Source organism: Klebsiella sp. BDA134-6 (genome assembly GCF_015601345.1).
Lineage (GTDB): Bacteria > Pseudomonadota > Gammaproteobacteria > Enterobacterales > Enterobacteriaceae > Klebsiella > Klebsiella grimontii.
Genome location: NZ_CP064784.1, coordinates 4685595 through 4712432 on the forward strand (window position 1 = coordinate 4685595; position 26838 = coordinate 4712432).

The following is a 26838-nucleotide window of genomic DNA, read 5'->3' on the forward strand; positions in this document are numbered from 1 at the left end:
GTAGCCCGGCTAAGCGCAGCGCGAGCCGGGGAGTTTATTGCGGCTTTTTGGGCCGATACTTTTCCGGTAACTCCGGTACCGGGCGTTTGTCATCGATCAGGTGGCGAATTGTCAGAATCGGGTGCCGCCAGAGCATCCTCGGCCCTGCCCAGCGCATAATCCGCTTCATCTCTTCGCGTTTTGCGGGCTGGTAGCAGTGCACCGGGCACTGCTTGCAGGCGGGCTTCTCTTCGCCAAAGACGCATTTATCCAGCCGCTTGTCGGCATAGGCGTTGAGCGCCTGATAGTGTTCGGTATCGTCGCGGGCCTCCGGGCAGCGGCGCTGATAGAGCGCGATCATGCTGCTAATGGTCTTTTTTTCCCGCGCAATACGTTTGCCTGCCATCGCCTGTTCCTCCCGAAAAAGATGCATTCATAATACACATTCAGAGAGAGCGATGCAGCCACATACTCCCTGAGGATTATGCCGGTTTGTCCACGTGCCCCAGCGATTTTTCCGGGAAGCAAACGTCGCGCACACGGCGCTTGAGCTCAGCCGCGTCAGGGAAACCGCCATCCTTCTTGCGCTCCCAGATTTGCACATCATCAACGGCTACCACGAAGATCCCGCCGGTTCCCGGAATCAGCGTGACCGAAGCAATGTCGGTGCTAAAGCTGTGCAGCAGTTCCTGGGCCATCCAGCTGGCGCGCAGCATCCAGTTGCACTGCGAACAGTAGGTGATGGTAATCGCGGCTTTGTGGCTCATCGGCTTCTCGCTGTCGGTAAAAGGGCAAATTGTAAACAACTTGCAGATTAATTGAAGATAACATGATTATTTTGTTGCAAACGATAATACCTATCATTACCATTCGCAATCAATAAGCATGGAGAAAAAACGTCCAGTAACGGAATAACCGGACACACCTGCACTCTGGAAGTAACGCGTGAGCCAATACTCAAAACCTATCCCAGTAGGCGTCATTGGCGCAGACAGTTTGAACACGGCCAGCGCGGAAGAACCGCAGCGTACACGTAGTACGTGAGGATTATTCGCTACGCTCCCCCTTCGGGCCGCCCTGAAGGCGTTCAAAACTCTATGAGTTTTGTCTGAGCACTGCCCAGGTTCAAAATGGCAAGCAAAATAGCCCTAATGAGATAGGTTCTAATAATTATTAAGGCGTGGCTACTATGTATAACTCCACTCAATCAACAGCATGGTTCAAGAAAAGCCTGCTGGTGACTTCTTTGCTTACAGCAATTTATCAGACTTCCGCCGGGGCGGCTGATACCACCGCGAAAACCACCAGCAGCGCATCGACTGATGACAGCTCGGAACGGATGACCGTTACCGCGCCGGCGCCGTTGCTGAAAGCGGGCAGCGAACATTCGATCGGCGCTCAGGAGCTGCAGGATAAAGGGGCCAACGACTTTGGCTCCATCATGCGCTACGAGCCGCTCATTAGCGCCACCGGCGCCAGCGGCGGTTCCGGCAACGGCAAAAGCGGCTTCGACCGCGGCGGCTATACCGGCTACAACATACGCGGCATGGAGAGCAACCGCGTCGGGATCGACGTCGACGGCATCGCCCAGCCGAACGCCACCGGGCGCAGCTACGCCAGCCGCGCGGGCCTCAATACCTTCGGTATGGGCCGCGACTACATTGACCCCTACATGTACGGCAGCATCGATATTCAGTCCGGGGCGACATCAACCGATACCGCCAACAGCGCCATCGGCGGCAACGTCTCTTTCCGTCCGAAATCCGCGGATGACTACCTGCATCCGGGCAAAACCAGCGCCTTCGGCTACCGCAGCGGCTACGACTCATCCGATCGCAGCTGGCACAACGGCGTCACCGTTGCCGGCGGCGACGAGACCCTGCGCGGGATCTTCGTCTACAGCCGTCGCGACGGTCAGGAGACGGAGAATAACAGCGGGACCGTTGATTCCTATCCGGCAAACTGGCACTCCAACGCCTTTATGGCCTCGGGGATCTGGCAGCCGAATGACGAACATAAGCTCACCAGCACCTTCGATTATTACCATAAAACGAACCACACGCATTATGACGCCTGGGACTCCAGCGGCAACAGCGTTATCGGCACGTCAAACCAGACCAGCCAGACCCGCCGCTGGGGACTGAGCCTGAAGGACGACTGGACGCCGATGAACGACTATATCGACAGCGTATCGACCAAGGTCTACTACCAGCATACCGAGGCCCATGACTGGACCTATATGCCGGACAGCGTCACCCGCGCAATGCAAACGGTGAGCTCCGACTACGATACCGACACCTGGGGCATTCAGAGCGCGCTGGCGAAATCGATAGGCCGCCACGATCTGAGCGCCGGTTTTAACGCCAGCACCACCAAAACCCAGCGTCCGTTAACCCAGTCGCCCACCCCGAGCGCCTTTAGCCAGATCATGCAACCGGACGCCGACAGCCGCGGCTATATCGTCGCCGGCTTCCTGCAGGACAAAATTAATTTCGACCTCGACGAGCATAACTTTGCGGTTATCCCGGGCATTCGCGTGATGCATCAGTCGACCAGGCCGGAGAACGTCTCCGATCTGGCAAACAATAGCAGCGTGCTGACCGGTTCCGACGTGTCAAATCTGTACGGTAAGAACGCTGATACCCAGGCGCTGCCGTCGCTGGTGTTGCAGTACGATTTCACCCCGCGCCTGATGACCTATCTGCAGTATCAGCGCGGCGCGCAGTTCCCGAACGCCAGCCAGCTGTACGGTTCGTGGAACCTCGGCTCCAGCTACGCCGGACGCGGCCAGTATGCGCTGATCGGCAACACCGATCTGAAAACCGAAACCAGCGATAACGTTGAGTGGGGGATGAAGGGCGAAGTGGCGGAAGGTATCACCATGCGCACCGCGCTGTTCTACAACACCTATAAGAACTTTATCGCCTATACGCGCTACACCCGCGCCAATAATCCGGCGCAGTTCACTAACGTACCGTCGAATATCTACACCATTTACCAGGCGGAAAACCGCGATAAAGCGTATATCTACGGTGGCGAAATCAGCGCTAAATTCAACTTTGGCAGCTGGTTTGAAGAAGTTAATGGCCTGAGCGCCACCCTCGCTTACGGCTATAGTGAAGGGCAATCGAAATCCAGCTACAGCGGCGATAAGTACGTCGACCTTGATAGCGTCGCGCCAATGAAAGCCATCGTCGGCGTGGCGTGGGACGATCCGGCAAAAGTGTACGGCACCGCGCTGACCGCCACCTTTGTTAAGGGCAAGCGCGCCACCGCCACCAACCGTGAAAGCTATACCAACTCCGGCTCCGCGATTACCGATTCGACCAGCGAATATATGCGCGTTCCGGGTTACGGCATGCTGGACTGGACCGCGTACTGGCAAGTCGCGAAGAACGTGCGCGTCAACGGCGGCGTATACAACATTACCGACCGTAAATACTGGGATTATCTGAGCAGCCGCAATATCGAAACGGCGACGAATCAGGACGCCAACGACAGAGCGCTGGCGGTGATGCCTGGCCGCACCTGGCAGCTGGGCGTTAACGTCGATTTCTGACCGGCCAATAATAAGAAACCTGCTCCCCGGCCGCGCGCCGGGGAAACTCATCGTAGAGAAGGATGTGAATTATGCACAACACCCAAGCGCAACATCTCCCGCTGTGGCAGCGCTATCTGGCCACGAAAGCGCAATCTTCCGCGAAATACGCCCGGGATATCGCCGCCGAAATGGGGATTAGCGAAGCCGAACTGACCGAAGCCCGCCAGGGCTACGATGCCGTACGTCTGCGGGACGATGCCCGCGCCATTCTGACGGCGCTCGAAGCCGTGGGGGAAACCAAATGCATCTGCCGCAACGAATACGCAGTGCATGAGCAGGTTGGCGAATTTACCCATCAGCATCTGAGCGGCCACGCCGGGCTGGTGCTCAACCCGCGCGCCCTCGATCTGCGCCTGTTTCTCAGCCAGTGGGCCAGCGCTTTTCGCCTGAACGACAACGGCCGCCAGAGCATCCAGTTCTTCGATCCGCACGGCGACGCGCTGCTCAAGGTTTACACCACCGGGAATACCGACATGGCGGCCTGGGATGCGCTGATTGCCGAGCATACGCAGCAATCGCCTGCCCCGCTGGCGATTCGCCCCGCCGCTCCGCTGAAATATGCTGATTCCGCCGACGGCGAGGCGCTGGAAAACGAATGGCGCGCCATGACCGACGTTCACCAGTTCTTCGGCCTGCTGAGAAAATATAACCTGTCGCGCCAGCAGGCTTTCCGCCTGGTCAGCGACGACCTCGCCTGCCGCATTGACACCCGGACGCTGCCGGGCCTGCTGGAAACCATCCGCCAGGATGGCAACGAGATCATGATTTTTGTCGGCAACCGCGGCTGCGTGCAGATCTTCACCGGCGCGCTGGAAAAGGTCGCCCCGATGCGCGGCTGGCTGAATATCTTCAACACCGCGTTTACCCTGCATCTGCGCGAGGAGAGCGTGGATGAGATCTGGGTGACCCGCAAACCGACCTCTGATGGCCACGTCACCAGCGTCGAGCTGTTCGCCAAAGACGGCACGCAGATAGCACAGCTGTTCGGTCAACGCAGCGAAGGCCACCCGGAGCAGGCGCAGTGGCGTGCGCAGGTTGATCGTTTGACCACCGAAGGGCTACTGGTATGAAGCACTGGCTGATATTGCTTGCGGCGTTCCCGCTGTTGGCCAGCGCCGCCGCCGAGCGGATTGTGTCGCTCGGCGGCGACGTCACGGAAGTGGTTTATGCGCTTGATGCCCAGCAGCAACTGGTGGCGAAAGACAGCACCAGCACCTGGCCTGCCGCCGCGCAGAGCCTGGCGGATGTCGGCTATATCCGCCAGCTAAGCGCCGAGGGGATCCTCTCCCTGCGGCCGACGCTGGTGCTGGCCAGCGCCCAGGCGCAGCCCTCGCTGGTGCTGAAAAAGGTTGAAGAGAATAAGGTTAAGGTAATCAACGTACCGGGCGGCTACGACCTTCCGGCTATCGAGGCAAAAATTGCCGTGATTGCCGACGCCCTTGGTAAGCAGAGCGAAGGTAACGCCCTGCGCCAGAAGGTTCATCAGCAGATTGCGCAAATTCCTTCCCAGCCCGTGAACAAGCGGGTGCTGTTTATTCTCAGCCACGGCGGTATGAATACCATGGTGGCCGGGAAACAAACCGCGGCGGATGGCGCAATCAGGGCGGCCGGGCTGCAAAATGCCATGCAGAGCTTCGACCATTATCGCAGCATGTCGCAGGAGGGCGTTATCGCAAGTAATCCGGACCTGGTGGTGATCTCCGCCGATGGGCTGAAAGGCATGGGCGGCGAAGCAGGGCTATGGAAGCTGCCCGGGCTGGCGCAGACGCCTGCGGGACGCCATAAGCAGGTACTGGTGATAGATGATATGGCCCTGCTCGGCTTTAGTCCGCGCACTCCGCAGGCGGTGCTCGCGCTGCGGCAAAAAGCGGAGCAACTGCCCTGATGCGCTCCCGCCCTGCTCGTCATCTGTGGTTAATGACGCTGCTGCTGGTCATCCTGACGCTGCTCGCCACGACCCTGGGCGCCATGCGCCTGCCGTTGACCAGCCTGCTGCCCGCCGGCGATGAGATCCTGAGGAACATCTGGCTGACTATTCGTTTGCCACGAGTGCTGCTGGCGCTGCTGGTCGGCGCCGCGCTGGCGCTCTCCGGCTGCGTGATGCAGGGGCTGTTTCGCAACCCCCTCGCCGATCCGGGACTGTTAGGGATCAGCGGCGGCGCGGCGCTGGCGGTGGCCTGCTGGCTGGTGCTGCCCCTGTCGGTGCCGCTGATCGTGGTGCTATACGCGCCGATGCTGGCGGCGTTTATCGGCAGCACGGCGGTGATGGTGGTGATTTTTATCCTCAGCCGGGCGGGAGACGCCTCGCTGTCGCGCCTGCTGCTGGTCGGCATCGCCATTAACGCCCTGTGCGGCGCGCTGGTCGGAGTACTGGCGTGGATCAGCAACGATACTCAGCTGCGCCAGCTTTCCCTCTGGGGTATGGGCAGCCTCGGGCAGGCGGAATGGTCGACGCTGCTGGTGGCGGCCACGTTGATGATCCCGGCCTCCCTCGTGGTGTGGGCGATGGCTTCGCGGCTTAACCTGCTGCAACTGGGCGATGAAGAGGCGCACTATCTGGGCGTCAACGTTCGCGCCCTGCAGCGGCTACTGCTGTTGTGCAGCGCATTGCTGGTGGCGTCGGCGGTGGCCATCAGCGGGATTATCGGCTTTATCGGCCTGGTCGTGCCGCATTTGATGCGGATGTGGCTGGGGCCGGACCATCGCGGCCTGGTCCCCGGTTCGCTGCTGTGCGGCGCGATACTACTGCTGCTGGCCGACACGCTGGCGCGCACCGTTGCCGCTCCCGCGGAGATGCCGGTCGGGCTATTGACCAGCGTACTTGGCGCGCCGTGGTTTCTGTGGCTGATTTTTCGTCGGGAGAAAGAGACGCATGGATAACCGCTATAGCGCGCGTTCGCTGTCGCTGCGTCTGGGTCACCGCCAGATTGTTAACGATGTCTCGCTCCAGCTCCGCGGCGGCGAGATGGCGGCGCTGATTGGCCCCAACGGCGCCGGTAAGTCGACCCTGCTGCGCCTGTTGACCGGTTTTTTAACCCCCGACGACGGCGAACGGCTGGTGGAAGGCCGCCCGCTGGAGAGTTGGTCGGCAGAGGCGCTGTCCCGTCGCCGGGCGGTGATGCTGCAGCGAACCCAGCTGCACGCCGACTGGCCGATCGAAACGGTTATCGCCATGGGCCGCTCGCCGTGGGGCGGCACGCCAAATGAGGAGATGATCCGTCGGGTAATGGAAGAGACCGGCTGCGATCATCTGGCCGGGAGACGCTACCCTTCCCTCTCCGGCGGCGAACAGCAGCGGGTGCAGCTGGCCCGCTGTCTGGCGCAGCTGTGGCGCGATGGCGCGCCCGAGGGCTGGCTGTTTCTCGATGAGCCCACTTCAGCGCTGGATCTCTATTACCAGCAGCACCTGCTGCGCTTGCTCAAACGCCTGACCCGCAGCCGCCGCCTGCACGTCTGCATAGTGCTGCACGACCTTAACCTCGCGGCGCTGTGGGCCGATCGGATTCTGCTGTTGCATCAGGGGAAACTGGTGGCGCAGGGCACGCCGCAGGAAGTGATCCAGCAGCCGATTATCAGCCGCTGGTACGGCGCGGAGGTCAGCACAGGCGAACATCCCGATGCGGCCGTTCCGCAGGTCTATCTGGCGCCGTGAGCCGAGGAAATGATTGTGCCGACGGCGGCTAACGCTCTGCCCGTCCTGTGAAAACGGTCCTTTATAAACAACGAAGCCGATACGTTTACCGGCTTCGTTGTGATTGGCAAATTAGAAGATCTGCCGATACAGCGCTTTAATCTCTTCCAGATTGGTATCGCGCGGATTGCCGCCGGTACATACGTCCGCCAGGGCCGCGGCGGCCAGAGCATCAATATCTTCTTCTTTCATGCCCACGTCGCGCAGACGCGCCGGAATATTCACGTCGCGATTCAGCTGCGCCACCGCCTCTATCGCCGCCTGTCGCGCTGCGTCAATCGGTATCGTTGCCGCCGACTGATTACCCAGTGCAACAGCGATATCACGATACTTCTCGCCGGTACATTCGGCGTTATAGGCCATGATATGCGGCAACAGCACCGCGTTGGCCACGCCGTGCGGCGTGCCGTAAAATGCGCCCAGCGGGTGGGCCATGCCGTGGACCAGCCCCAAACCGACGTTTGAGAAGCCCATCCCAGCAATATATTGCCCCAGCGCCATGCCTTCCGCGCCCTGCGCGTCGCCCTGTACCGAAGCGCGCAGCGAGCGGCCAATCACCTCAATGGCCTTCAGATGCAGCATGTCGGTGAGTTCCCATGCGCCTTTGGTAATGTAACCTTCGATCGCATGGGTCAGCGCATCGACGCCGGTCGCCGCTTTCAGGCTGGCAGGCATACTGGCCATCATTTCGGCGTCAATAATCGCCACCAACGGGATATCGTGCGGGTCATAGCAAACAAATTTGCGGCGGTTCTGGACATCGGTAATCACGTAGTTGATGGTCACTTCCGCCGCCGTACCGGCGGTGGTTGGGATCGCGATCATCGGTACGGCGGCGTTTTTGGTATCGGCCCCGCCTTCGAGACTGCGAACGTCGGCAAACTCGGGGTTATTAATAATGATGCCTATTGCTTTACAGGTATCCTGCGGTGATCCGCCGCCGATGGCGATCAGGTAGTCGGCGCCCGACTGCTTAAACGTTTCTACACCCTGCTGCACAACCTCAATGGTGGGGTTCGGAACAACGTCATCAAAAATGCTGTAAGGCAGCCCGGCTCCGTCGAGAATAGCCAGGACTTTTGTCGCAACGTTAAAACGAATCAGATCCTTATCAGTGACCACCAGCGCTTTTTTGAAGCCGCGTTTTTTGACTTCATCGACAATACAGCGAATCGAGCCGGGACCAAAATAAGAGGTTTCGTTTAAAATCATTCTGTAAGCCATGCGTGCTTCCCTCAATCTGAGTGTTTGATAACCATAATATTTAGCCCTACAGTAACGTGACTGACGTAGCCGTTTTATTATTTAATATCAAATAACGCCCTAATTGCCCTGCACGCAATCTCAGTTAATTAACCCATCGCACATTTGCCATCAGCTTTGTCCAGCATACTGGACATCATCACCCGCAAATTTAATGACATCGCTAAACCTCACAACAATATAAGCTGGCAAAAGAACATTAACTCACGATGAATATTATTGAAGTTGATCACACTATTTCTCTTTTACCACCGGTATTTGTCCGTGTAGCAAAAAAGTCGTTTATACCGCGGCGCAAAATGAACAGGCTAGCGTCGCGCAGACGACACCGATATTTTATGCCCACGCTCTGCGATTATTCTGTACATCCGTTGCTTACTCCCCACCGCCTTATCCATACACTCCCGACGTACACCGCCGCAGATTGCACACCGCAAACTTAACACTTATTTAACAAAAAGGTTATTTATTCAACAAAAGCGGCTATCCCCGGCGCTGGCCATCGCTTACGAACATCGCATAAGATTTATCTGTCATTAAGGATAATTGCTTATCACCCTGCGGATAGCGCAGCAGATTTTTTAAGAGTTACGAAATTTTCATCATTAAGAATATTCTCTGTTATTTGCGAGATATTAATTCTCAAAAATCATAAAAAATTAAAAAAAACGCCTAAGAGATCTATATTTATTGCAAACATCATAGCCTCTTGTTAGTATGCCTATTAGTCAACATTTTTATTATAAAAATACCATTTATGATGCTTATTAACTTTTATCCTGTTCACCTGACCAAACTTTTCCAACGGCAGTAGTAAATGTCTGACTTTATATATTGACATTTCGCACCTGTCCGCTAATTCCCGAGTAAGCAACCCCTCAGGTCCATGTTCTTTTAAAACATAAAGAATATACTCCTGCTCTGGTACGACGACCCCGGAGAATTTATTGATGCCCATTGAGCTCATCAATGAGCGCAAACTCTCAACTGCGGTTACAGAATTTTGATTTGAATGTGGGGTACAGGATGAAAATGAAATCTTCATGAGTCAGCTCCTTCTGTCATTCAGTACACAGCAGTATGGATTGACCCCACGAAAACGGCAACATTAGCTTTAAATTTCAACTTAAACAGTACATTTATCTGAAATTCACTTTTTTTTATGATAAAAACCCTGGTATAAAGAGTGAATTTTTAATTCCGTGCGGAGATAAAAATGCGGTTCGATATAGAGGGATTTATTACATTTGATACTGAGGAAGCATCCCTGGTCAATCTGCTGACCGGTGATTGTATTGAACTCTCTGCGACTTCCACTCGCCTCCTTACCAATCTGTTACAGTACCGAGGGGATATTATTTCTCGCGTTGATATTTTTCAGTCGGTGTTTGAGAAATATGGCGCCAGGCCCTCAAATAGCAATCTTAATCAATACATCTCAACGCTGCGTCGTAGTCTTGCCGATCTGGGCATTGAGAAAAATGTGATTATTACGGTACCGCGAATCGGCTTTAAGATTTCTGAGGAAGTCATTATCACCAGCGATAATGATTATTCATCCTCCTTCACGCTCCCGATGCTTACCGCCGAACTGCCCCAGCGTAGTTTGCTATTGCAGCATCGCAAAGCGGTCATATCTTTTATCCTGGCATTGACAGGCCTGCTGCTGCTTTCATCTTTTTTTATGTTTAAAAAACAGCCCTCTACGCTGGTTTTCATCCAGGATAAATGTACTATTTATGGCTCTGGCGCCCAGCGCACGCACGAAATACTCAGCAATAAAAAACTGTTCCCCTCTGGGCTTGATTGTTCGACGCCTAAGAAAATCTACCTTTTCAACCGACAATTAAATCAGCAACAAGGCTTAGGTATTTATATGGATATATTCATCCTCAAATGTGATATGAAGGACCAGCAATGCCACAGTTACTACTATAAGGAAATAAAAAATGCGTAAATACGCTGTAATATTTCTGGCCACTGCCCTGACGCTGGTATTCGCTGCGTTCCTCTATATAGATATCCACAGCCATGACACCTTTTCCTGTAAATCACAGTACGATCTCACTGAGGATATAAATGAGAATATTCTCCGCTCACAGGGCTTGCTATCCGCCCAGCTTTCTAATAACCGTCTTTTAATCAGCCTTGAGGGTTTGCTCACCAGCAATGGCGATAAATACATTGTCTCCCGCACCATCGCTATCACATTAAAAAGAACCACCGCGACCAGTCATCTCTTTTATATCATTGATTCGCAAATCACTCGCCATCACGCCGACAATACGCCTGAAAATATCGCCCGGCAAAATCTCTTTGGCAACCAAACTAATGATCAAATCATCTATATCAATCACGTTAATGATGATATTATTTTATTCGGCAATCAAACGTTCCCACAATATGGTTGCCAGCGTCAGAATACAATCATTGATTGAGATTCATCTCATTAATTTTAATTATACCGATATCATGACGATACATTTACTACCAACCTTAGGCAGCATCGCGAATATCATTGATATGATTAACCCCCGGCTCAATCTGCACCATGTCAGAACGGCGTTTATCGCATCGCATCTGGCTAAGTTAGTCGATTTTTCTGCGGCCCAGCGGCGTAAAACCATTCTGGCGGCGCTCATTCATGATGTCGGAGGATTAAATGAAAAATCGCGTCTTGAACCGCTTAACTATATTGATAACGAAGACAACCATCATGCGCTCATCGGCAGCGAATTACTTAGCCGCATTCCGCTGTTTCGTCCGCTCAACAAAATCGTTCGCTATCACCATACCCACTGGCGCAACGGTCTTGGGCATTATAGTGAAGGCGAGCAGGTGCCCGAAGAGAGCCATTTGTTATTCTTCGCTGACCGACTGGATGTTCTGTATTGCCAGCACCGCACCGAACATATCCCATTATTAAGCAAAAGGCTGGTCGACATCGCCGCCGCCGGCGCCCCCATTCTCTATAAGCAAGAATATATTCAGGCCTTCCGAATCCTCTCCGCCGATGACTATTTCTGGTCGGTTATGGCCTCCACCGACTATCGCGATTACATTAAAGCGATCTCCGGCGTCCATAACGACACGCTCTCTTTGCACAACCTTCGCGATATTGCCGAGCTGGTCTCTTTTATTATCGATCAGTTCAGCCAGCAGACGCCGTGGCACTCCGCGGCCGTCGGACATATTGCCGGTTATCTGGCAACAAAAATGGAGATGAGCGCCACGCAAGCCCTAAAAGTAGAGATTGGCGGATTACTGCATAATATTTCCTGCCTGGATCATAGCCCGCCGCCAAAGCGGGTGGGGTCATCGGATAAAGCCCAGCGTTATTTTTATCTCATTGAAGGTATTGATGATATTTCTGAGTGGTTGGCCATGCAAAATGATCCCGCGTCGGCGCAGTGGCATAATAAAGCCCTGCAACCGGAAGCCATGCTTATTGCGGTAAGTCGACGGGTGGTCCATGCGCTCAATGGGCCAAAAGCGGAAGAGAAATCGCTGGCGCAGTTAATTAAAAATAATCCGGGAGAGGAAATTCCCCCGTTGATGTTGTCTCTGATTGCGCAATATTCTTCACAGATTATTCAGATCTACCGTGCTACCGCGGGCGAAATAAAAAAGTTAGTGAATCGCATTGCGCAACTCACTCACTCCGTTTAGAGGCTAAAACGGTCTGATCGCACGACTCAGGCGCTCAATCCGCCGTCCAGAACCAGGGTTTGCCCGGTCATATATTGACTCCCCTCACCGATTAAAAACGCCACCGCCTGCAGCACATCGTGGGTTTCGCCCAATCTGCGCAGCGGTATCGCCTGGCGCATCTCTTTTAATTTTTGCGCGGGTATCTCTTCGAGCATTTCCGTGCGAATCAGGCCCGGCGCCAGGCAGTTGACGCGAATACCGAAGCGCCCAACCTCCAGCGCCAGCGAGCGCGCAATGCCGCCCATCGCCGCTTTACTCGCGGCATACGCCGTCTGGCCGACGTTGCCCTTTACCGCGCTGACCGACGACATCATCACGATGGAGCCGCGCCGCTGCATCAGCATCGCCGGCAGCAGCACCCGGTTCCAGTTCAGCATTGAGATCACATTGGTGTCCAAAACCTCGCGCCAGAGCGCGGCGTTCTGGTGAATATGCAGGCCGTCGCGAGCTATCCCGGCATTGTGGATAATCGCTTCCGGCGCCCCCCGCTCGGCCAGCAGCGTCTGCGCAAGCTGCTCCACCCGCGATTCGTCGTTGCCGTCGCAGGCGTATCCCCGCACCCGGTGGGTTGAATTTTCACACTCCGCCAGGGTGGCGTTCATCGCCTCCTCATCGCGTCCGGTAAATACCACGTTCCAGCTTTGCGCCAGGCCGGTGACCAGCGCCCGACCGATGCCGCGGCTGCCTCCGGTAATCAGTATCCATTTTTGTGCCATATTAGCTGCCTGACTCTTTACTGATGTGCTGGCAGAGTTCGCCAAGCGTTATCCCTGGATTGTGAATAAACCAGTCCGCCTCCAGGGTGATATTGAATTCACGTTTTGCCAGCACCATGAGCTCGACGTAGTCGAGGCTGTCCAACTTCAGCCGAACCAGCGGCGTATTCTCATCAATCTCATCCGGTTCCAGGTCTTTCGCATCGCAAATCATTTCACACACTTTTTGTAGAACATCATCATAGGCAATCATAAATTATCCTTAATTATCAATTCGTCATTGGGCCAACTTTGAGCGTGACCATATTGGTCATTATCAGATCATCCAACTGCGCCGCCGCCGCGATGCGTACCAGCGCGCCCTGCTCAACCTGGCCGACCACCAGCGAGGGCAGCAGCCAGAGCGATAGTGATTCGGACCAGATCGGCGTCGCTTTGCCCGCAAGACGAGCATCGAAAACCACCTCCTGGTGGGTTTGCAGCACCGGATAGCGGGTAAATATTTGCTGCAATGAGGTTTCCCCGGGCCCGAGCAGGGCCGCGATGTTCTCCTGACGCAGCAGCGCGGGATCGTTAATAAGCTGGCGAAACAGCAGCGCGTCAAGAAACTGCCACTGCGCCAGGTCGGGCCATGTGCTGTTGAAGTGGGACTGCAACGCGAGCAGCGTCTTTGGCGCGACGCCGCTGGGCTGCTTACCCACCAGCGATTCCGGCCCGGCGGCGAGGCTCATCTGGCATGACAAACAGACTTCATCATCCTGCGGGCTGCTGACCAACGCGGCGGACAAGACGCGATTTTTCGCGGCGCCGGGAGTTAGCAGCCAGTCGCTATCGCACCATAGCGGCCTGCGCAGGCGAACCACGCATTTCAGGTAACGTTCAGGACCGGAGGGTGGGTTCGTCAGCCGCAACTGGACGTCGCGCTTCACGTCGAGCAGCGCGCGCATGCCGTGGACGCTCAGCCGGCCGTCGCCCATCGCGCGCGCTGCCGCGAGGTCGAAGTGAATGGGGTTATCGTCGCCGGAAAACGCCGCCCACTGCCTGGCGTCCGCAAGGGTATAGCGCAGCCGCGTCACGCGTGCTTCTCCAGTACCAGCGCGGCGTTCGCGCCGCCGAAACCAAAACTCAGATTTAGCGCCCGGCGGATCTCACCCTGACGATGCCCTTCGGCGATATAGTCGAGATCGCACTGCGGGTCTGGCTGGGTTAAATGCGCCGTCGCGGGCATGAGCCCCGCCGCCATCGCCTGCAGACAGACGATGGTCTCGAAGCTCCCCGCGGCGGCGATCAGATGCCCGGAGTAGGCTTTGGTGCTGGAGACCGGGATGCGATACGCCTCGTCGCCCAGCGCCTTTTTCAGCGACCGCGTTTCGTTAATATCGTTGAGCGGCGTGGAGGTACCGTGGGCGTTGATATAGTCGAGGTCGGCGGGCTGGAGATCCGCGGCGCGCAGCGCCCAACGGATAGTTTGCTCGCGGGCCACGCAGTCTTCCGCCGGGGAGGTAAAATCCACCGCGTCGGAAAAATTGGCGTAGCCGGTGACTTCCGCCAGGATCGTCGCCCCGCGCGCGAGGGCGCTCTCGCGCTCTTCCAGACACAGCACCGCTCCGCCCTCTGAAAGCACAAATCCGCTGCGCTGCAGGCTAAACGGGCAGCTGGCCCGTTCCGGCGATTCCGTTTCCCGGCTCAGCGCCCCGAGCACATCAATATTCCAGATGGCGCAAACGCTGTTTAACGACTCCCCGGCGCCGGCGAGCATCATGCTGGCGCGGCCAAAGCGAATCGCATCATAGGCCTCGCCAATAGCAATAGTGCCGGTGGCGCAGGCGGCGACCGGGGTATTCTGATAACCGCGTAAATTCCACAGCTGGCTACAGGCCGCGGTGGTCACGTTCGGCATGGAAAAGAAGCAGCTGAAAGGCGATGCAACGCCTGTTTTCTCGAACTCCGGTACCGCGAGGTAGCTTTCATCGAGCCCCGCCCAACCGGAACCGATGATGGCGCCGCACATCAGCGGATCGTAAAAGCCGGTGGGGGCTTCGCCAGCAAAGGCCATCGCTATCGCTTCCCGCGCGGCGCCCAGCGCCAGGCGCGCGTGACGGGGCAGACGCCGGCGAATGGCGGCAGGTACGCCCTTGAGGCTGGGTTCGTTCTCCACCTGACCAATGAAATGCGTGTGAATGCCGTTAGCCGAGAGATCCACATAGCGGTAACCGCGTCGATAATCCACGATCGCCTGCCAGCTTTCGGCCGCGCTATCGCCAAGGGGAGTCACCGCGCCATAGCCGGTTATCACCACGCGATAAGGGGAGTTACTGTGACTCATTCTGGGATGTCCTCTGTTGCGGGTAATTGCCTCCCTGCGCCAGCCAAAGCTGCAAAGTGGCATAAAGATAGTCGTACTGGTTTTGCGCGAGGCTGTTCTGTACATCAAGCAGCGCATCCTGGGCGTTCAGCAGGGTCTGATAATCCACCGCTCCGGAGCGGTAGCGGCTCCCGGTGAGCGCCAGGCGCTGTTCGCCCAGCTGCAGTGATTGCAGCAAGCGTTCGCGCTGCTCATCGGCGTTCAGCCGCTTCTCCATCGCGTTATCCACCTCCGATAGCGCGGTATAGGCGGTGCGGCGAAAGTTAACCGCCTCCTGCTGCACCTTCACGCTGGCCTGCTCGACGGTGAGCTGTACCGTGTTCCACTGGATAAAGGGCGCAGAAACGCTGCTGCCCACGGTGCGCAGCGGGTCGTTAAACCACTGGTGAAAGATCTGGCTGCCGGCGCTCAGGGTTCCCTGCAGCGACAGCGTGGGATAGAAGCTCAGCCGCGCGGCATCTGAGCCCGCCAGCGCCGCCCGCAGGCGGGATTCCGCCGCCTGCAGGTCCGGCCGACTGGCTAGCGCGGCCAGCGGCGTGCTGCTTGCAATGGCGATATGCTGACGCACATCCAGCGAGGAGGACTCATCGGTGTGCTGAGCAGGCGGTCTGTTGAGCAGCAGCGCCAGCGCGTTGCGGGAAATCGCCCGCTGCTGCTTCAGGCTCAGCAGCTGATTCTGGCGACTGATGATCGTCTGCCGCGCCTGCAGCACATCGAGCAGGCCCACTTTCCCCGCTCGCTGCCAGGACTCAATCTGCGCCAGCGTCTGTCTGGCGATGTCCAGACTCGCCGCCTGCCAGGTCATTTGCTGATTCAGCAGCGCGATGTTCCAGTACAGCTGCGCGGTGGTGTCAATCGTCGAGAGGATCGTCGCCCGGTAGTCCTGCTCGCTGGCTATCGCCTCCCATTCGCTCTGTTCACGGATCCGCGCCAGCTTGCCCCACAGATCCAGCTCATAGCTCAGGGACAGTGAGGCGCTATAGCTCTCCTGCGACCCGCCGCTGTTCAGCGGCTTTGAGTTACTGCCGGTGCCGCTCAGGGTCGCGTCGGGGCTGATATTGGTCTGGGTTAGCCCGGCGGAAAGGCGCGCCTGTTTAAGGGTTAAGGCGGCAGCGGCCAGATCATTGTTGCTTTCCAGCACCTGATCCACCACCCGCGATAGGCGTTGGTCGCCGAAACGATCCCACCAGCGTGGCGCTTTCTCCGGCGGGAGCGCGTTGCTTTGCCCCTCCGTCCGCTGCCAGCTTTCCGGCACCGACAGCAGCGGGCGCTGATAGTCGCTACGGGTCAAATTGCCGCAGCCCGTTAGCAATACAATGAACGGTAATAATGTCAGCGGTCTCATTCGCGGGCCAGCGCCTCCGTAGGGTTCAGCCGCGCCGCCCGGCGCGCTGGAAAATAGCCAAACGTCAGGCCAATCAGGGCGGAAAAGCCGCAGGCCATCGCTACCGGCAGCCAGGTGAAGACCATGGAAAACTCCTGCGTCAGCAGGGCGAACAGATTGCCGGCGGCCCAGGATCCTAAAACGCCCGTTAGCCCGCCGAGGGCGCAGATCATCACCGCCTCAATTAAGAACTGATGCATGATGTCCGAGGGGCGCGCGCCGACCGAAAGCCGGATGCCAATCTCATGGGTACGTTCGGTTACCGAAACCAGCATGATGTTCATCACCCCGACGCCGCCGACCAGCAATGAAATAGCGGCAATCGCGGTGATCAGCAGCGACATGGAGTCGGAGGTTTTTTGCAGCGCTTTGGCGAGCTGTTCGTCGGTCTGGACAAAGAAATCTTTTTTGCCGTGCTCGCGGATAAGGTGCCTTTCCGCACGGCGCGCCGCATCCTGCGGCGACAGGGTTTCCTGAAAGCGCAGCGTCAGCGCCTCCAGCGGCTTGTCGCCGGAAATCCGCTGCAGTAGCGAGGTATAGGGGATCCAGGCCGACATAAATCCGCTGACCACCTTCGGCCCAGGCTTGCTGGCGATACCGATCACCCGCCACGGCGCGCCGGCGATTTGCACAATTTTGCCCAGCGGATCTTCATTGCCGGGAAACAGCGTCTCTTTACTGGTTTCATCCAGCACCAGTACCGGCTCCCGATCGTCGACATCGCGGCGGGTAAAGCCGTTGCCGTGCAGAAAACGGATCCCCTGCAGTGAGAAATAGTCGGCGGAAACCCCGGAGAGAATAATCGAGGAATCAAAACCCCGGCGCACCGCGGTGGTCATGCTGGAGACGATCGGCGATACCCCCAGCACCCAGGGCTGCTTGCCGAGGCTGGCGATATCGTCCAGCGACAGCGCCCGCTCCATATCCGTGCGCTTGCTGCCCCAGCCGGTGCCGGGGCGGATTTCAAGCGTGGTATTACCCAGCTTGCCGATCTCGTTCATGATGCTCTGCCTGGCGCCTTCTCCCACCGCCATTGAGGAAACCACGGACGAAATGCCGATGATAATCCCCAGCATCGACAGAAAGGCGCGCATCCGATGCCCCAGCAGTGAGCGCCAGGCCATGCGCACCGACTCGCCGATACTGCGCGATAGCGAAGCCCGGCCGTTATCCTGTACCGCGGGCAGCCGCTGGACGTCACGGTTATCCCGCGCGCTATAGGCGTGGTCAGCGACCACCTGCCCATCGCTGATCTCGACGATCCGCTGCGCCTGCTGCGCCACCTCGCGATCGTGGGTCACGATAATCACCGTGTGCCCGTCGGCGTTCAACTGGTGCAGAACGTCCATCAGCGCCCGGCCGCTGACGCTATCCAGCGCCCCGGTGGGTTCATCAGCGAGAATAATTTGCGCGCCGTTGATCAGCGCCCGACAGACGCTGACCCGCTGCTGCTGGCCGCCGGAAAGCTGCGCGGGTTTATGCTGTAAGCGCCCATCAATGCCCAGCTTTTCTGCCAGCAGCGCAATGCGCGCCTGGCGTTCCGCGGCGGGCATCGCGGTATAGAGCGCGGGGATGGCAATATTCTCTTCCGCCGTCAAATAAGGCATCAGGTGGTAGCGCTGAAAAATAAACCCCAGCCAGCGGCTGCGTAGCTCCGCCAGCGCCGCGCTATCAGCCTGGTGGATGGCGATGTCGTTGATATACACCTCACCGCCGCTGGGCTTATCCAGACAGCCGATAATGTTCATCAGCGTCGATTTACCCGAGCCGGAAGCGCCCATAATCGCCACCATTTCGCCGGGCATAATGGTCAGGGAGACGGATTTCAGCACCGGAATAATTTGCGTCCCGGCAACAAAATGACGCGTGACGTTGTTCAGCATAATTAACGGCTTAACCATCACACAGACCCCGCGTCCTGGGGGATCACCACCCGTTCGCCGGGCTGCAACCCTTCAAGAACCTGCGCATACTGGCGGTCGTTAATCCCGATACGGACGGTTCGCTCCTCGCTGCCGTTCTCCTTTTGCACCATCACCAGGTAGCGCTCATCGCCGAGCGAACGCCCCAGCGCGGCAACCGGCACGCGCAGCGCATCTTTCGCCTGCGCGATACGGATAAACACCTGGGCGGTCATCGAGGTTTTCAACAATCGCTGGCGATTATCCACCTCAAAGGTGCCGTTATAGTAAATGGCGCTGCTCTGCTGATTGCCGGCGGAAGCGCCGGCGTTTTGATCTTCCAGCGCCTCCTGCGGCGCGGGCTGGACATAGCCCAGCTCCCCTTCGTAACGCGTCTGCGGATCGGCAATAACGTAAAACCACAGCGGCTGTCCCGGATGGATTTTCTGGATATCGGCTTCGGAAATGCGGGTCTGGACCTGCATTTTATCGAGATCGGCGAGCACCAGAATGGTCGGCGCAATTTGCGAGGAGACGATGGTTTGCCCTTCACGGGTGACGATGCCCAGCACTTCGCCATCCATGGGCGCGAGAATGCGGGTATAGCCGAGATTGGCGTTGGCGGTCTGCACGCTCATTTCCGCCTGCACTATCTGCGCCTCATTGACCGCGATCTGCTGAACCTGCGCAGCATATTGCGCCTGCGCCTGTTCAAGATCGCTGCTCACCCCGGAGCCATCGCGGTTCATCGCCCGCTCGCGCGCCAGCGCTTTGCGGTACTGCACCAGCGTGGCCTCGGACGCCAGCTTTTGCGCTCTGGCGCTGGCCAGCTGCGCGGTGGCGTTGCGTAAGTCGGAAAGCTGCAGCGTCGGGTCGATTTCGGCGAGCAGCTGCCCTTTGCGCACTCGTTCGCCCTGTCGCACGTACAGCTTGCGCAGCTGACCGCTCACCTGGGCGCCGACGTTCACCTGGACGGCGGGTTTGATAATCCCGCTCGCCAGCACCACCTTTTCGATATCCCCGCGATCGAGCGCCACGGTATCCAGCGCCTCGGCCTGGGCCGGAAACGCGCGCGGGTAAAAAACAGCGGCGATAACGGCGAGGATCGCGACCAACGCCAACAGCCACGTCTTACGGCGGCGTAATAGTCCTGTCTTCATTGGCCCACCTCTCCCTGTGCGATATCGTGCAGCTCGCCTTCATTCAGACGATAAACCCGCGTGAAATGATGCAGGATCGATTCGCTGTGCGTCACCACGATCAGCGTCTTGCCATGCTCGCGGCAGTGCTGACACAGCGCGGCGATCGCCGTTTCCGCGGTTTCATCATCAAGATTGGCGGTCGGCTCGTCGAACAGCAATATCGGTCGGGTGCTGTAGAGCGCCCGCGCCAGCATCAGCCGCTGGCGCTGGCCTAACGAGAGCGCCGAATGGCTTTCGCGGATCAGCGCTTCCATCCCTCCCGGCAGCGCCTGAACCACCGGTCCCAGCGCCATTTTGTTGACCAGGGCTTCCACCCGCCCGCGATCGCCGTCGCTGTACCACGGGTCAAACAGGGTGATGTTTTGCAGCACCGAGGCGTTAAACAGGATGTCTTCCTGGCTCTGCAGCCACACCAGAGACGCCAGCTGCTGCGCGCTCGCCTCATCGCCGTTCAGCAGAATTCGTCCATGCTGTGCGGAAAAAAGACCGGCCATTAGCCGCAGCAAGGTGCTTTTACCGGCGCCGGAATCGCCGACGATCGCCACCCGATCGCCGGGCTCCAGCGCGAGATCGACGGCATTAAGCACCGGACGCTGCGGACTGTAATGAAAGCTCACCTGCTCAAACGCCAGCCGCGGAACCGTCCCACCGCTGAGCGAAGCAAACAGGGGCGCGGCCAGCTCATGGCGGGTAAACAGGCCCTGCGCGCGGGTATCGATCACGTGCAGCTGTGATTTGCGAATCACGGCATAGAAGATGCGCGTGACGTAGGAGGTAAAAATCTGCCGTAAAAAGCTATAGGCGAAAAAGTCGCCCAGAGAGATAAGCCTGGCGTGCACCAGCGGCAGCACCACCAGCATAAAGACCACCATCTCAAGACTGCCGGTCAGCTGATACAGTCCCTCTTTGACCTGTTGGTAGACTTTCTGCCGCTGGAGGCAGGTGAAAAGGTCATGGGACAGGCGGGCAAACTGCGCTTTACGCTGCGTTTCCAGCCCGGCGGTTTTGATGGTTAACACGCCCTGTAGCGTTTCCATAAAAAAGTCATTCAGCGTCGCGCTTTTCAGCTGCAGCTGCTGGGTATACCAGCGGTCGCGAAAGATAGCCCAGACGCTAATCAGCCCCATCGCCACAATGCCCACGGCGGAAATCAGCGCCAGCACCGGAGAGATCCAGAACATGATGCCGATAGCGATAACGCAGATGATCCAGTCCGAGCGGAGGCCGTTATCCAGCTCGATTTTTTGCAGCATCCCGCCCTGCCAGGCGATAAAGCGGCTGAACACATCCCCCGGCGCGCGTTTTTCAAAAAAATGCAGCGGATTATTGAGTAAGCGGGAAAAACCGATATCGCTCTTCAGCAGGACAAAGCGGCGGATAAAACGCTCGCTAATGACCCTGACGCCCAGCGCTAACAGCGTGGAGATGACAAAAGCGAGGATGAACCATAAATAAGGAAACGACGTATTCTGAACGTCAGAGAAGGCCTGATTGATCGCCCGGCTGACCATCGTCGGCATTAAAAACAGCGTGAGCGACACCAGGAAGGTCAAGAGCATCAGTTTATAAATGCCCGGCACCGCCGCGGTCTCCTTCAGGCTCATCGCCCGCGGCATCTCCTGCTGCGCGCCGGCAATAACAGGCGCCTGCTGATCAATAACGCCGGGAGACTCTTCAAGGATCAGCGCGTAGCCGCTTATCTCTTTTTTCAACGCCGAGAAAGGCAGCCACTGCTGGCCAATCGCCGGATTCATGACGCAGACGTAATCCCCTTTTCGCCAGGCCAGCAGGACATAGTGGCTGGCGCCGTAGTGCAAAATGGAGGGGAACGGCAGCGCATGGATTTCATCGTGATCGAACAACACCGGCGCGGTGGCGATGCCGAGCTGTTGCAGGATAACGGATAAATCGCTTAACGATGTCCCATGGTCGGAGGCCGGGAAAATCTCCCGCAAAGCCGGGAGAGAGCACTGAATATTCTGGGTTTGCGCCAGCATCGCAATACAGGAGAGACCGCATTCATTGGTCTCTTCCTGGAAAACCATATCAGGGATAATCTTTTTCATGATGATGGGTCAGTGATTAATAAAATAGAGCGAATGGCTGTGCCATAAAAGCCAATCCTGCGGATAATCACGCAGGGTGTTTTCAAGCATCGACGGTAGATTCGCCGCGACCTCTTTTGGCGCCAGTGGGGAATAGATTTTTATTTTTATCCCCTGCTGATAATAGAGGTGATAAAAAACCACCTTCGCCGATACGATGCGAGAAAAGCGCTGTACCCCACTATGCAATTTCGCCGGGCGGCCAAAGATCCGGCAGCTTATTTTTCCGGACTGCGCTTCAGGGGTCTGCACGGTATAATCGGCAGGAATATCGGGGAAAATAATCATATTTTCCCGCCCTTCCGATACGTTGCTCATTAACGCCATAAGCTCGCTGGCAAGCGACGTATTATCCTGGTGGATGGAGCAATAAGAGAGCGCGACGCCGCCCATTTTACGGCTGGCGACGGTATAGCTCTCCGCGCTGGAAGAGACCACCACGCTGGCCTTCCCCGGCGTCACGCCGGCCCCGACCATCGCCGCTAAAATATCGGAAACGCAGTGCAGCGGCGCCAGAACGACCGGGATCTTTTGCGCCGCCAGCGGGGCGACAACGGCATCAAGCGCTCGCGTGCATGCCTGCATCTGGGCCAGGGTGGCCGGGTGTTGTCCCCAGGTTGCCCCCATCTCCAGCAGCTGGCGGCGCATGGCTATCCATGCGGCATCGATTCGACCATCAGCCCCCGTCAGGCAGCGGTAGTTTTGCGTCGCCACGGCGGTGCGCCCGCGGTATTGCCCCCCCAATAGACGCAGCCTGCATAGCGCGCGAGCCGTCAGCAACAGCAGCGGCATAGGGATGAAACGCATGACCCAACGCACCACCTTTTGGCCGTAGCCGGTAAAGGGCCGATAGCGCCAGCTCAGCTGCGCGGACCATTTTCTTACGCTGAAGACGCTCCAGACGATCAGAAAGCGCGTCACGCTTACTCCTTGTCCTGAGTTAACAGCTGGCGCATATAATCGGCAAACTCAGGAAATTGACGATCCTTCGCCACGACGTATTTTTTATTCACAATAAACAGCGGCGTCGCGTTAATATCATAGAGTTCGGTGATTTTGGCCATATATTCCAGACGCTCGGCCACGGCTTTGCTTTGGCGTAACTGATGGTATTTCGCGACATCAATATTGTTCTTTTTCAGCCAGCCGTTAAGCGCTTCATCATCAGCTAAATTTACTCCACGGGTCATTACCGCGTTGAAAGCCTGGTCGCGCATCTGGCGCTCAATACCCATGACTTCGAGGGTGGCAAAAACCGGCGCATAAATTGCCAGACCGTTTCTTTCGGCGGTGATATGGATAACTTCAAAGGTACTCTCCGCCGGTAATGAGGCAGCGAATTTTTCGATATCTTCCTCGTTCGACGCGCAGTAGTGACAGCCATAGGACATCACTTCAATAATGCTGCTGTCATGTTTTATTGGGCTACTGGCAACGATTGCGCTGTCAATTTCCCGCAGGGCCGAAGGCTCGCTGCTGTCCGATGCAAACGTATTAAATACAAAAATGTGATAGCACAGCACGGTAATCAGCGACGAAATTAATGCCACCAGAAACGTATAGCCAACAGCGGTAATAGGTTTTATCTTCATTTGATACCAGGCTCGCGAAAACGACGGAGAAATATATGGAGGGTTTCCCCTCCATATACCGCAGCAGAAATTACTGACGGATGCGATTCGGCACTACGCACATACCGTCGGACGCATCTTTCATGGTCACGGTTGAGTTGCCGTGCTTATCGGTGCAGGTGGTTACTTGTTTACAGGTTGAAACACCGCCCACCACCACGGTCTCATACGAGCTGGTGCAAGTTTCCTTGCAGCATCCACCAATAATCGCTGATGCTTCAATCATACTTAATTTTTGCATTTGTTAGATCCTTAACTATTTATATTAAAATGTATTTTTCTTACACTTACCTACTGGCTTAGATACCTGCCAGTAATTCTTTCGATGTCAGAATTTATACGCTGCTATACGCAGGGGGTGGCGACGATGCACTTGAAAATATTAAACAGCTCTACGTTGTTTTTAACGTTTAACTTTTTCATTAGCCCCCGTTTACAGCGGCTCAGGCGACGAACATCAATTTTTTGTTCAGAGGAAATTTGTGACAATGATTTCCCTTTGAATATTTCTTCCATTAACCACCAGTCATCACTGGAGATACTGTTATTAAAATCTCTGGCTAACCATTTCTGTCGAGTATAGTTAATTAACGAGCGGCTAAAAAAGATCTGCTTTGCCACCATAGCGTCCGCATTTTCAATAAATTTAAAAAAGTTATCCAGCGATTCATTTTTTAATAACCAACTTGCCTCCGGAAGTAGCGAATGCAGCGCAAAGAACAGAGAAATATTGTTCTCGCTTAATAAAATAACCAGTTGCTGATTCTCCCGGCAGTAGTGCTCTTTAATGGTGTAAAGCGCGTTAAAACGCTCGTCCGGCAAGCTGTCGACATCGCAGAGGACCCAGCGCAGTTCATCTTTCTGCTTAGGCAGACGCAGGGTGTTAATCAACTCAGAGAAATGGTCGAGCCTTGTGAACGCGCAGTCGCCTTCATGCATGGCAAGATCGTCAACCACAGAACGCACGCCTTCGGCGAAAAAGATATTTTTATCGTAGAGAAAGAAACGACGGCTCATTTATCATCATCCTTGATCTATTCTACTGGTAATTAAGGGTGTAATTCGCTGTTGCCTGGAAGGCGCCGGTTTCCAGGGTTTTGTTACTCAAGGCGTCCGGTTCCCCTTCAACAAACGCTTTAAAATTTAGCTGCATGTTGGCATCGGAAATCGCGACGGCGGTCGTCGGCGTATTGAGTAAAATCGCAGTGCCGTTACTTTCTTCAAAACCAATGCCAATACCGCTGGCGGTTTGCGGCGCGACCGGCGTAATCGCCAGGCGGTCGCTCATATTGGCATTTTCCGTCCCGCTAAAGGTCACGGTGACGGAATTAAAAACATCGGTGCTGCAATCCTGGAGTTCAATAACAAACGCTTTGGGCTGCGATTTTCCCTCCGCATAAAGCGTGCGGGTTGAAATCTGGCCAAAATCCACGGTGATGTTTTTTGATGAAGGCACAATACTGCAACCATGGGCAACGACGGTTCCTTTGAAGTTTAAATCGCCGCCGATCAGTTCCCCGATGGCATGCGCAGGAGCGGCCGCGGGTAGCGAACATATGAGTATCATTGATGCGATGAGTTGACGCATGCTGTCCCCTTACTGAAACTCAGCGACCACGGTGGCCGATGCCTGGAAATCCCCTTCGAGAACGTTGGTTCCGGCATTGGCAATCGGCGCGGCGGTCAAATTCCAGGTTCCCTGATTGTTATTAAAACCCGGCACGTCATAAAACTTATTCGCGGCGACTAAACTGCCGCCGGAATCTTTCAGGATAATGCCAAGATTGGAGCGGTCGACGGCGCCGGTGGTGCCTAAATAATCGCTGTTAAAACTGGCGGTATTGGCCTGCTGAATTCCGAGGCGAATATTTAAATTGCCGGTGGCGAAACTCCCCCCTTCGCACTTCACCTGAATCGGCACGGACTGGCTGTAATTGCTGCCGTTAAGCAGCGAGCCCGCGCTGGGGATGGTATTAAAATCAACGACGATCGGCGATCCTGAGTTGACAATACATTTATCCGGAACGGTAATGACTCCGGAATTAATCGAGACAATTGACATGGGAGTGCTGCCCATCCCTGCGCTGTAATTCCCAAGGCGCCCATAAAGCTTGGCGATTTCAGTACCCAGCAGGTTAACGCCGTTGACAATCGGCTTGGTGATCATAAACGTTACCCGCCCCTGAGCGCCGGACTCGAAGTTGTTAAACTGGGTAGTTGGCGGTACGCATTTATTTTGATAAGCCTGGTTTGACTCATTATTAAAAGGGACCGGAAGATATTCCATGCGCTGGCCGCGGATATAAATCTCAATTTTCACATCCATATAATCATTGAGTTTTAAATACCCCGGCGAGCTGCCCTGCTGCAGCAGCGAGGCGGTCGCAGAGTAATAAATCGCCTGGTCTTCCATTGGAATAGTGCAGCTGGCGATACCAGAATATTGTCCGCCCAATGAAAAGACATAAGGAATCGTCGCCCCAATGCTGTTATTGGTAATATCCTGGTTGGCGACGTCGATATTGTACATTTTAGGTCCGCCAACCGGCGTAATTTCCCCTTCCACCGCCGCGCTGGCGTCGAGAGAGAATAAGCCGCCGCAGAGTAATAGCGTGATGCAAGATTTCCGCCCGATAACCCTCGTCGCCATCAGAGATACTCCATTTTTAAACGCAGCAGTCCGCTAAAGTTTCCTGCGGTCACGTTTCGCCCGGTCGATTCCAGCACGGCAATAAACGTCAGGCTGCTGTCGCCGGTTTTCACGATAAACGGCGGCTGCGTTTGATTAATATCCAGCGCCCGCTCTTTGACATCCAGCAGGCGAATACCGGCTCCTGAGATGCTGCCGGTCAGGCGCAGCAGTTGGCGATTATGCTCATCCGACTCGCCGATAAAGGTGAGCTGAACCGCCTGCTCGCCGGTGGTGTAGAGATGCTTGCTGCTACCCGTCGTCCGTGAGGCGATGCTGTCGCGCGCCTGCGATGCGCCTTTCAGGCAATCCCTCAGCTCGACGCGAACCAGCACCGGCTGGCTCCGATCGCCGGCCTGATGGAAACGACGGGCGCTGATTTCGCCCATCTCAATAATCTGCAGGCGGCTCTGCGGCGCCAGCACGCACGGCGAGGCATAAACGGAGCCATTGAATATCACGTTACCGCCATCTTCCCCCTGATGATCCTGGTTGTAGTGCTGCGGCTGTAGCGGAATATCAGCGTCGGCCAGCGCTGGCATACTGATACCGAATACAAACAGTGCTAAAAGCGATAGACGCGTTTTCATCATCAGGTTC

At 56.2% G+C, this 26838-nt stretch carries 27 protein-coding genes; 8 read left to right on the forward strand and 19 right to left on the reverse strand.

The genetic code is table 11. The features are described 5' to 3' along the window. Nucleotides 1-34 precede the first annotated feature (34 nt). Both IYV58_RS21600 and IYV58_RS21605 read right to left on the reverse strand, forming a co-directional pair. Nucleotides 35-385 carry a nitrous oxide-stimulated promoter family protein gene (locus IYV58_RS21600; RefSeq protein WP_004124166.1) on the reverse strand — a complete coding sequence of 117 codons (351 nt, stop codon included), beginning with the start codon at nt 383-385 and terminating at the stop codon, nt 35-37. A 76-nt stretch (nt 386-461) separates the two neighbouring features. Beyond that, entirely contained in the window at nt 462-746 is a 285-nt protein-coding gene (locus IYV58_RS21605; protein ID WP_195321960.1) for an Rdx family protein, read from the reverse strand. A gap of 422 nt (nt 747-1168) precedes the next feature. Here IYV58_RS21605 and IYV58_RS21610 point away from each other — a divergent pair, with 422 nt between their 5' ends. From IYV58_RS21610 to IYV58_RS21630, 5 genes are all read left to right on the forward strand, one after another. Further along, nucleotides 1169-3538 (forward strand): TonB-dependent receptor domain-containing protein, encoded by a 2370-nt coding sequence (locus IYV58_RS21610; protein WP_142468448.1) that lies wholly within the window; start codon nt 1169-1171, stop codon nt 3536-3538. Between the two features lie 71 nt (nt 3539-3609). After that, the gene (locus IYV58_RS21615; protein ID WP_049115737.1) at nt 3610-4650 is read left to right on the forward strand and encodes a hemin-degrading factor; all 1041 of its coding nucleotides are present in this window, start codon (nt 3610-3612) and stop codon (nt 4648-4650) included. Further along, entirely contained in the window at nt 4647-5465 is an 819-nt protein-coding gene (locus IYV58_RS21620) for a heme/hemin ABC transporter substrate-binding protein (RefSeq protein ID WP_195729254.1), read from the forward strand. The genes IYV58_RS21615 and IYV58_RS21620 overlap by 4 nt, the downstream gene beginning before the upstream one ends. Then, entirely contained in the window at nt 5465-6460 is a 996-nt protein-coding gene (locus tag IYV58_RS21625; protein WP_142469463.1) for a FecCD family ABC transporter permease, read from the forward strand. Before IYV58_RS21620 ends, IYV58_RS21625 begins: the two co-directional genes overlap by 1 nt. Further along, nucleotides 6453-7232, forward strand: coding sequence for a heme ABC transporter ATP-binding protein (locus tag IYV58_RS21630; RefSeq protein ID WP_087829829.1), 780 nt, complete (start codon nt 6453-6455; stop codon nt 7230-7232). Before IYV58_RS21625 ends, IYV58_RS21630 begins: the two co-directional genes overlap by 8 nt. 111 nt (nt 7233-7343) lie before the next feature. Here IYV58_RS21630 and fucO read toward each other — a convergent pair whose 3' ends face one another. Together fucO and IYV58_RS21640 are read right to left on the reverse strand one after the other, a co-directional pair. Next, nucleotides 7344-8495 (reverse strand): lactaldehyde reductase, encoded by a 1152-nt coding sequence (gene fucO / locus IYV58_RS21635; RefSeq protein ID WP_195729255.1) that lies wholly within the window; start codon nt 8493-8495, stop codon nt 7344-7346. 763 nt (nt 8496-9258) lie between these two features. Further along, nucleotides 9259-9579, reverse strand: coding sequence for a FaeA/PapI family transcriptional regulator (locus IYV58_RS21640; RefSeq protein WP_004124187.1), 321 nt, complete (start codon nt 9577-9579; stop codon nt 9259-9261). 171 nt (nt 9580-9750) lie between these two features. On the opposite strand from IYV58_RS21640, the gene IYV58_RS21645 reads away from it, so the two are divergent. From IYV58_RS21645 to IYV58_RS21655, 3 genes are read left to right on the forward strand one after another with little or no spacing between them, the layout of a single operon-like run. After that, nucleotides 9751-10491, forward strand: a complete 741-nt coding sequence (locus IYV58_RS21645) for a winged helix-turn-helix domain-containing protein (protein ID WP_142469464.1) — start codon at nt 9751-9753, stop codon at nt 10489-10491. Further along, complete coding sequence (locus tag IYV58_RS21650) at nt 10484-10972, forward strand: hypothetical protein (RefSeq protein WP_049115104.1); 489 nt, start codon at nt 10484-10486, stop codon at nt 10970-10972. Before IYV58_RS21645 ends, IYV58_RS21650 begins: the two co-directional genes overlap by 8 nt. Beyond that, complete coding sequence (locus IYV58_RS21655; protein WP_049115105.1) at nt 10938-12203, forward strand: HD domain-containing protein; 1266 nt, start codon at nt 10938-10940, stop codon at nt 12201-12203. The genes IYV58_RS21650 and IYV58_RS21655 overlap by 35 nt, the downstream gene beginning before the upstream one ends. Before the next feature lie 26 nt (nt 12204-12229). On the opposite strand, the gene IYV58_RS21660 is transcribed toward IYV58_RS21655, so the two are convergent. From IYV58_RS21660 to IYV58_RS21730, 15 genes are all read right to left on the reverse strand, one after another. Further along, a complete protein-coding gene (locus IYV58_RS21660) occupies nt 12230-12961 on the reverse strand; it encodes an SDR family NAD(P)-dependent oxidoreductase (RefSeq protein WP_004124193.1) in 732 nt (243 codons plus the stop codon). 1 nt (nt 12962) lies between these two features. Beyond that, entirely contained in the window at nt 12963-13214 is a 252-nt protein-coding gene (locus tag IYV58_RS21665) for an acyl carrier protein (RefSeq protein WP_142469466.1), read from the reverse strand. Nucleotides 13215-13230: 16 nt separating this feature from the next. Continuing rightward, a complete protein-coding gene (locus tag IYV58_RS21670) occupies nt 13231-14037 on the reverse strand; it encodes a MaoC family dehydratase (protein WP_195321964.1) in 807 nt (268 codons plus the stop codon). Beyond that, the gene (locus IYV58_RS21675; RefSeq protein WP_004124198.1) at nt 14034-15287 is read right to left on the reverse strand and encodes a beta-ketoacyl-[acyl-carrier-protein] synthase family protein; all 1254 of its coding nucleotides are present in this window, start codon (nt 15285-15287) and stop codon (nt 14034-14036) included. The genes IYV58_RS21670 and IYV58_RS21675 overlap by 4 nt, the downstream gene beginning before the upstream one ends. Beyond that, a complete protein-coding gene (locus IYV58_RS21680; RefSeq protein WP_004124201.1) occupies nt 15274-16671 on the reverse strand; it encodes a TolC family protein in 1398 nt (465 codons plus the stop codon). The genes IYV58_RS21675 and IYV58_RS21680 overlap by 14 nt, the downstream gene beginning before the upstream one ends. Further along, entirely contained in the window at nt 16668-18611 is a 1944-nt protein-coding gene (locus IYV58_RS21685) for an ABC transporter permease (protein WP_004124203.1), read from the reverse strand. Before IYV58_RS21685 ends, IYV58_RS21680 begins: the two co-directional genes overlap by 4 nt. Continuing rightward, complete coding sequence (locus tag IYV58_RS21690; RefSeq protein WP_004124205.1) at nt 18611-19771, reverse strand: efflux RND transporter periplasmic adaptor subunit; 1161 nt, start codon at nt 19769-19771, stop codon at nt 18611-18613. Before IYV58_RS21690 ends, IYV58_RS21685 begins: the two co-directional genes overlap by 1 nt. Then, entirely contained in the window at nt 19768-21879 is a 2112-nt protein-coding gene (locus IYV58_RS21695; RefSeq protein WP_142446843.1) for a peptidase domain-containing ABC transporter, read from the reverse strand. The genes IYV58_RS21690 and IYV58_RS21695 overlap by 4 nt, the downstream gene beginning before the upstream one ends. A 9-nt stretch (nt 21880-21888) precedes the next feature. After that, nucleotides 21889-22839, reverse strand: a complete 951-nt coding sequence (locus IYV58_RS21700) for a lysophospholipid acyltransferase family protein (protein ID WP_004124211.1) — start codon at nt 22837-22839, stop codon at nt 21889-21891. A gap of 2 nt (nt 22840-22841) precedes the next feature. Then, the gene (locus IYV58_RS21705; protein ID WP_004124214.1) at nt 22842-23510 is read right to left on the reverse strand and encodes a DsbA family protein; all 669 of its coding nucleotides are present in this window, start codon (nt 23508-23510) and stop codon (nt 22842-22844) included. A gap of 70 nt (nt 23511-23580) precedes the next feature. Beyond that, nucleotides 23581-23790 carry a DUF4762 family protein gene (locus IYV58_RS21710; RefSeq protein ID WP_004124217.1) on the reverse strand — a complete coding sequence of 70 codons (210 nt, stop codon included), beginning with the start codon at nt 23788-23790 and terminating at the stop codon, nt 23581-23583. Between the two features lie 104 nt (nt 23791-23894). Next, nucleotides 23895-24566: a helix-turn-helix domain-containing protein gene (locus IYV58_RS21715; RefSeq protein ID WP_004124220.1), complete on the reverse strand. Its 672-nt coding sequence runs from the start codon at nt 24564-24566 to the stop codon at nt 23895-23897. A 22-nt stretch (nt 24567-24588) separates the two neighbouring features. After that, the gene (locus IYV58_RS21720; RefSeq protein ID WP_087829849.1) at nt 24589-25137 is read right to left on the reverse strand and encodes a fimbrial protein; all 549 of its coding nucleotides are present in this window, start codon (nt 25135-25137) and stop codon (nt 24589-24591) included. A 9-nt stretch (nt 25138-25146) separates the two neighbouring features. Continuing rightward, nucleotides 25147-26199, reverse strand: coding sequence for a fimbrial protein (locus IYV58_RS21725; protein ID WP_049115113.1), 1053 nt, complete (start codon nt 26197-26199; stop codon nt 25147-25149). After that, entirely contained in the window at nt 26199-26828 is a 630-nt protein-coding gene (locus IYV58_RS21730; RefSeq protein ID WP_049115114.1) for a fimbrial protein, read from the reverse strand. Before IYV58_RS21730 ends, IYV58_RS21725 begins: the two co-directional genes overlap by 1 nt. Between the last annotated feature and the right edge of the window lie 10 nt (nt 26829-26838).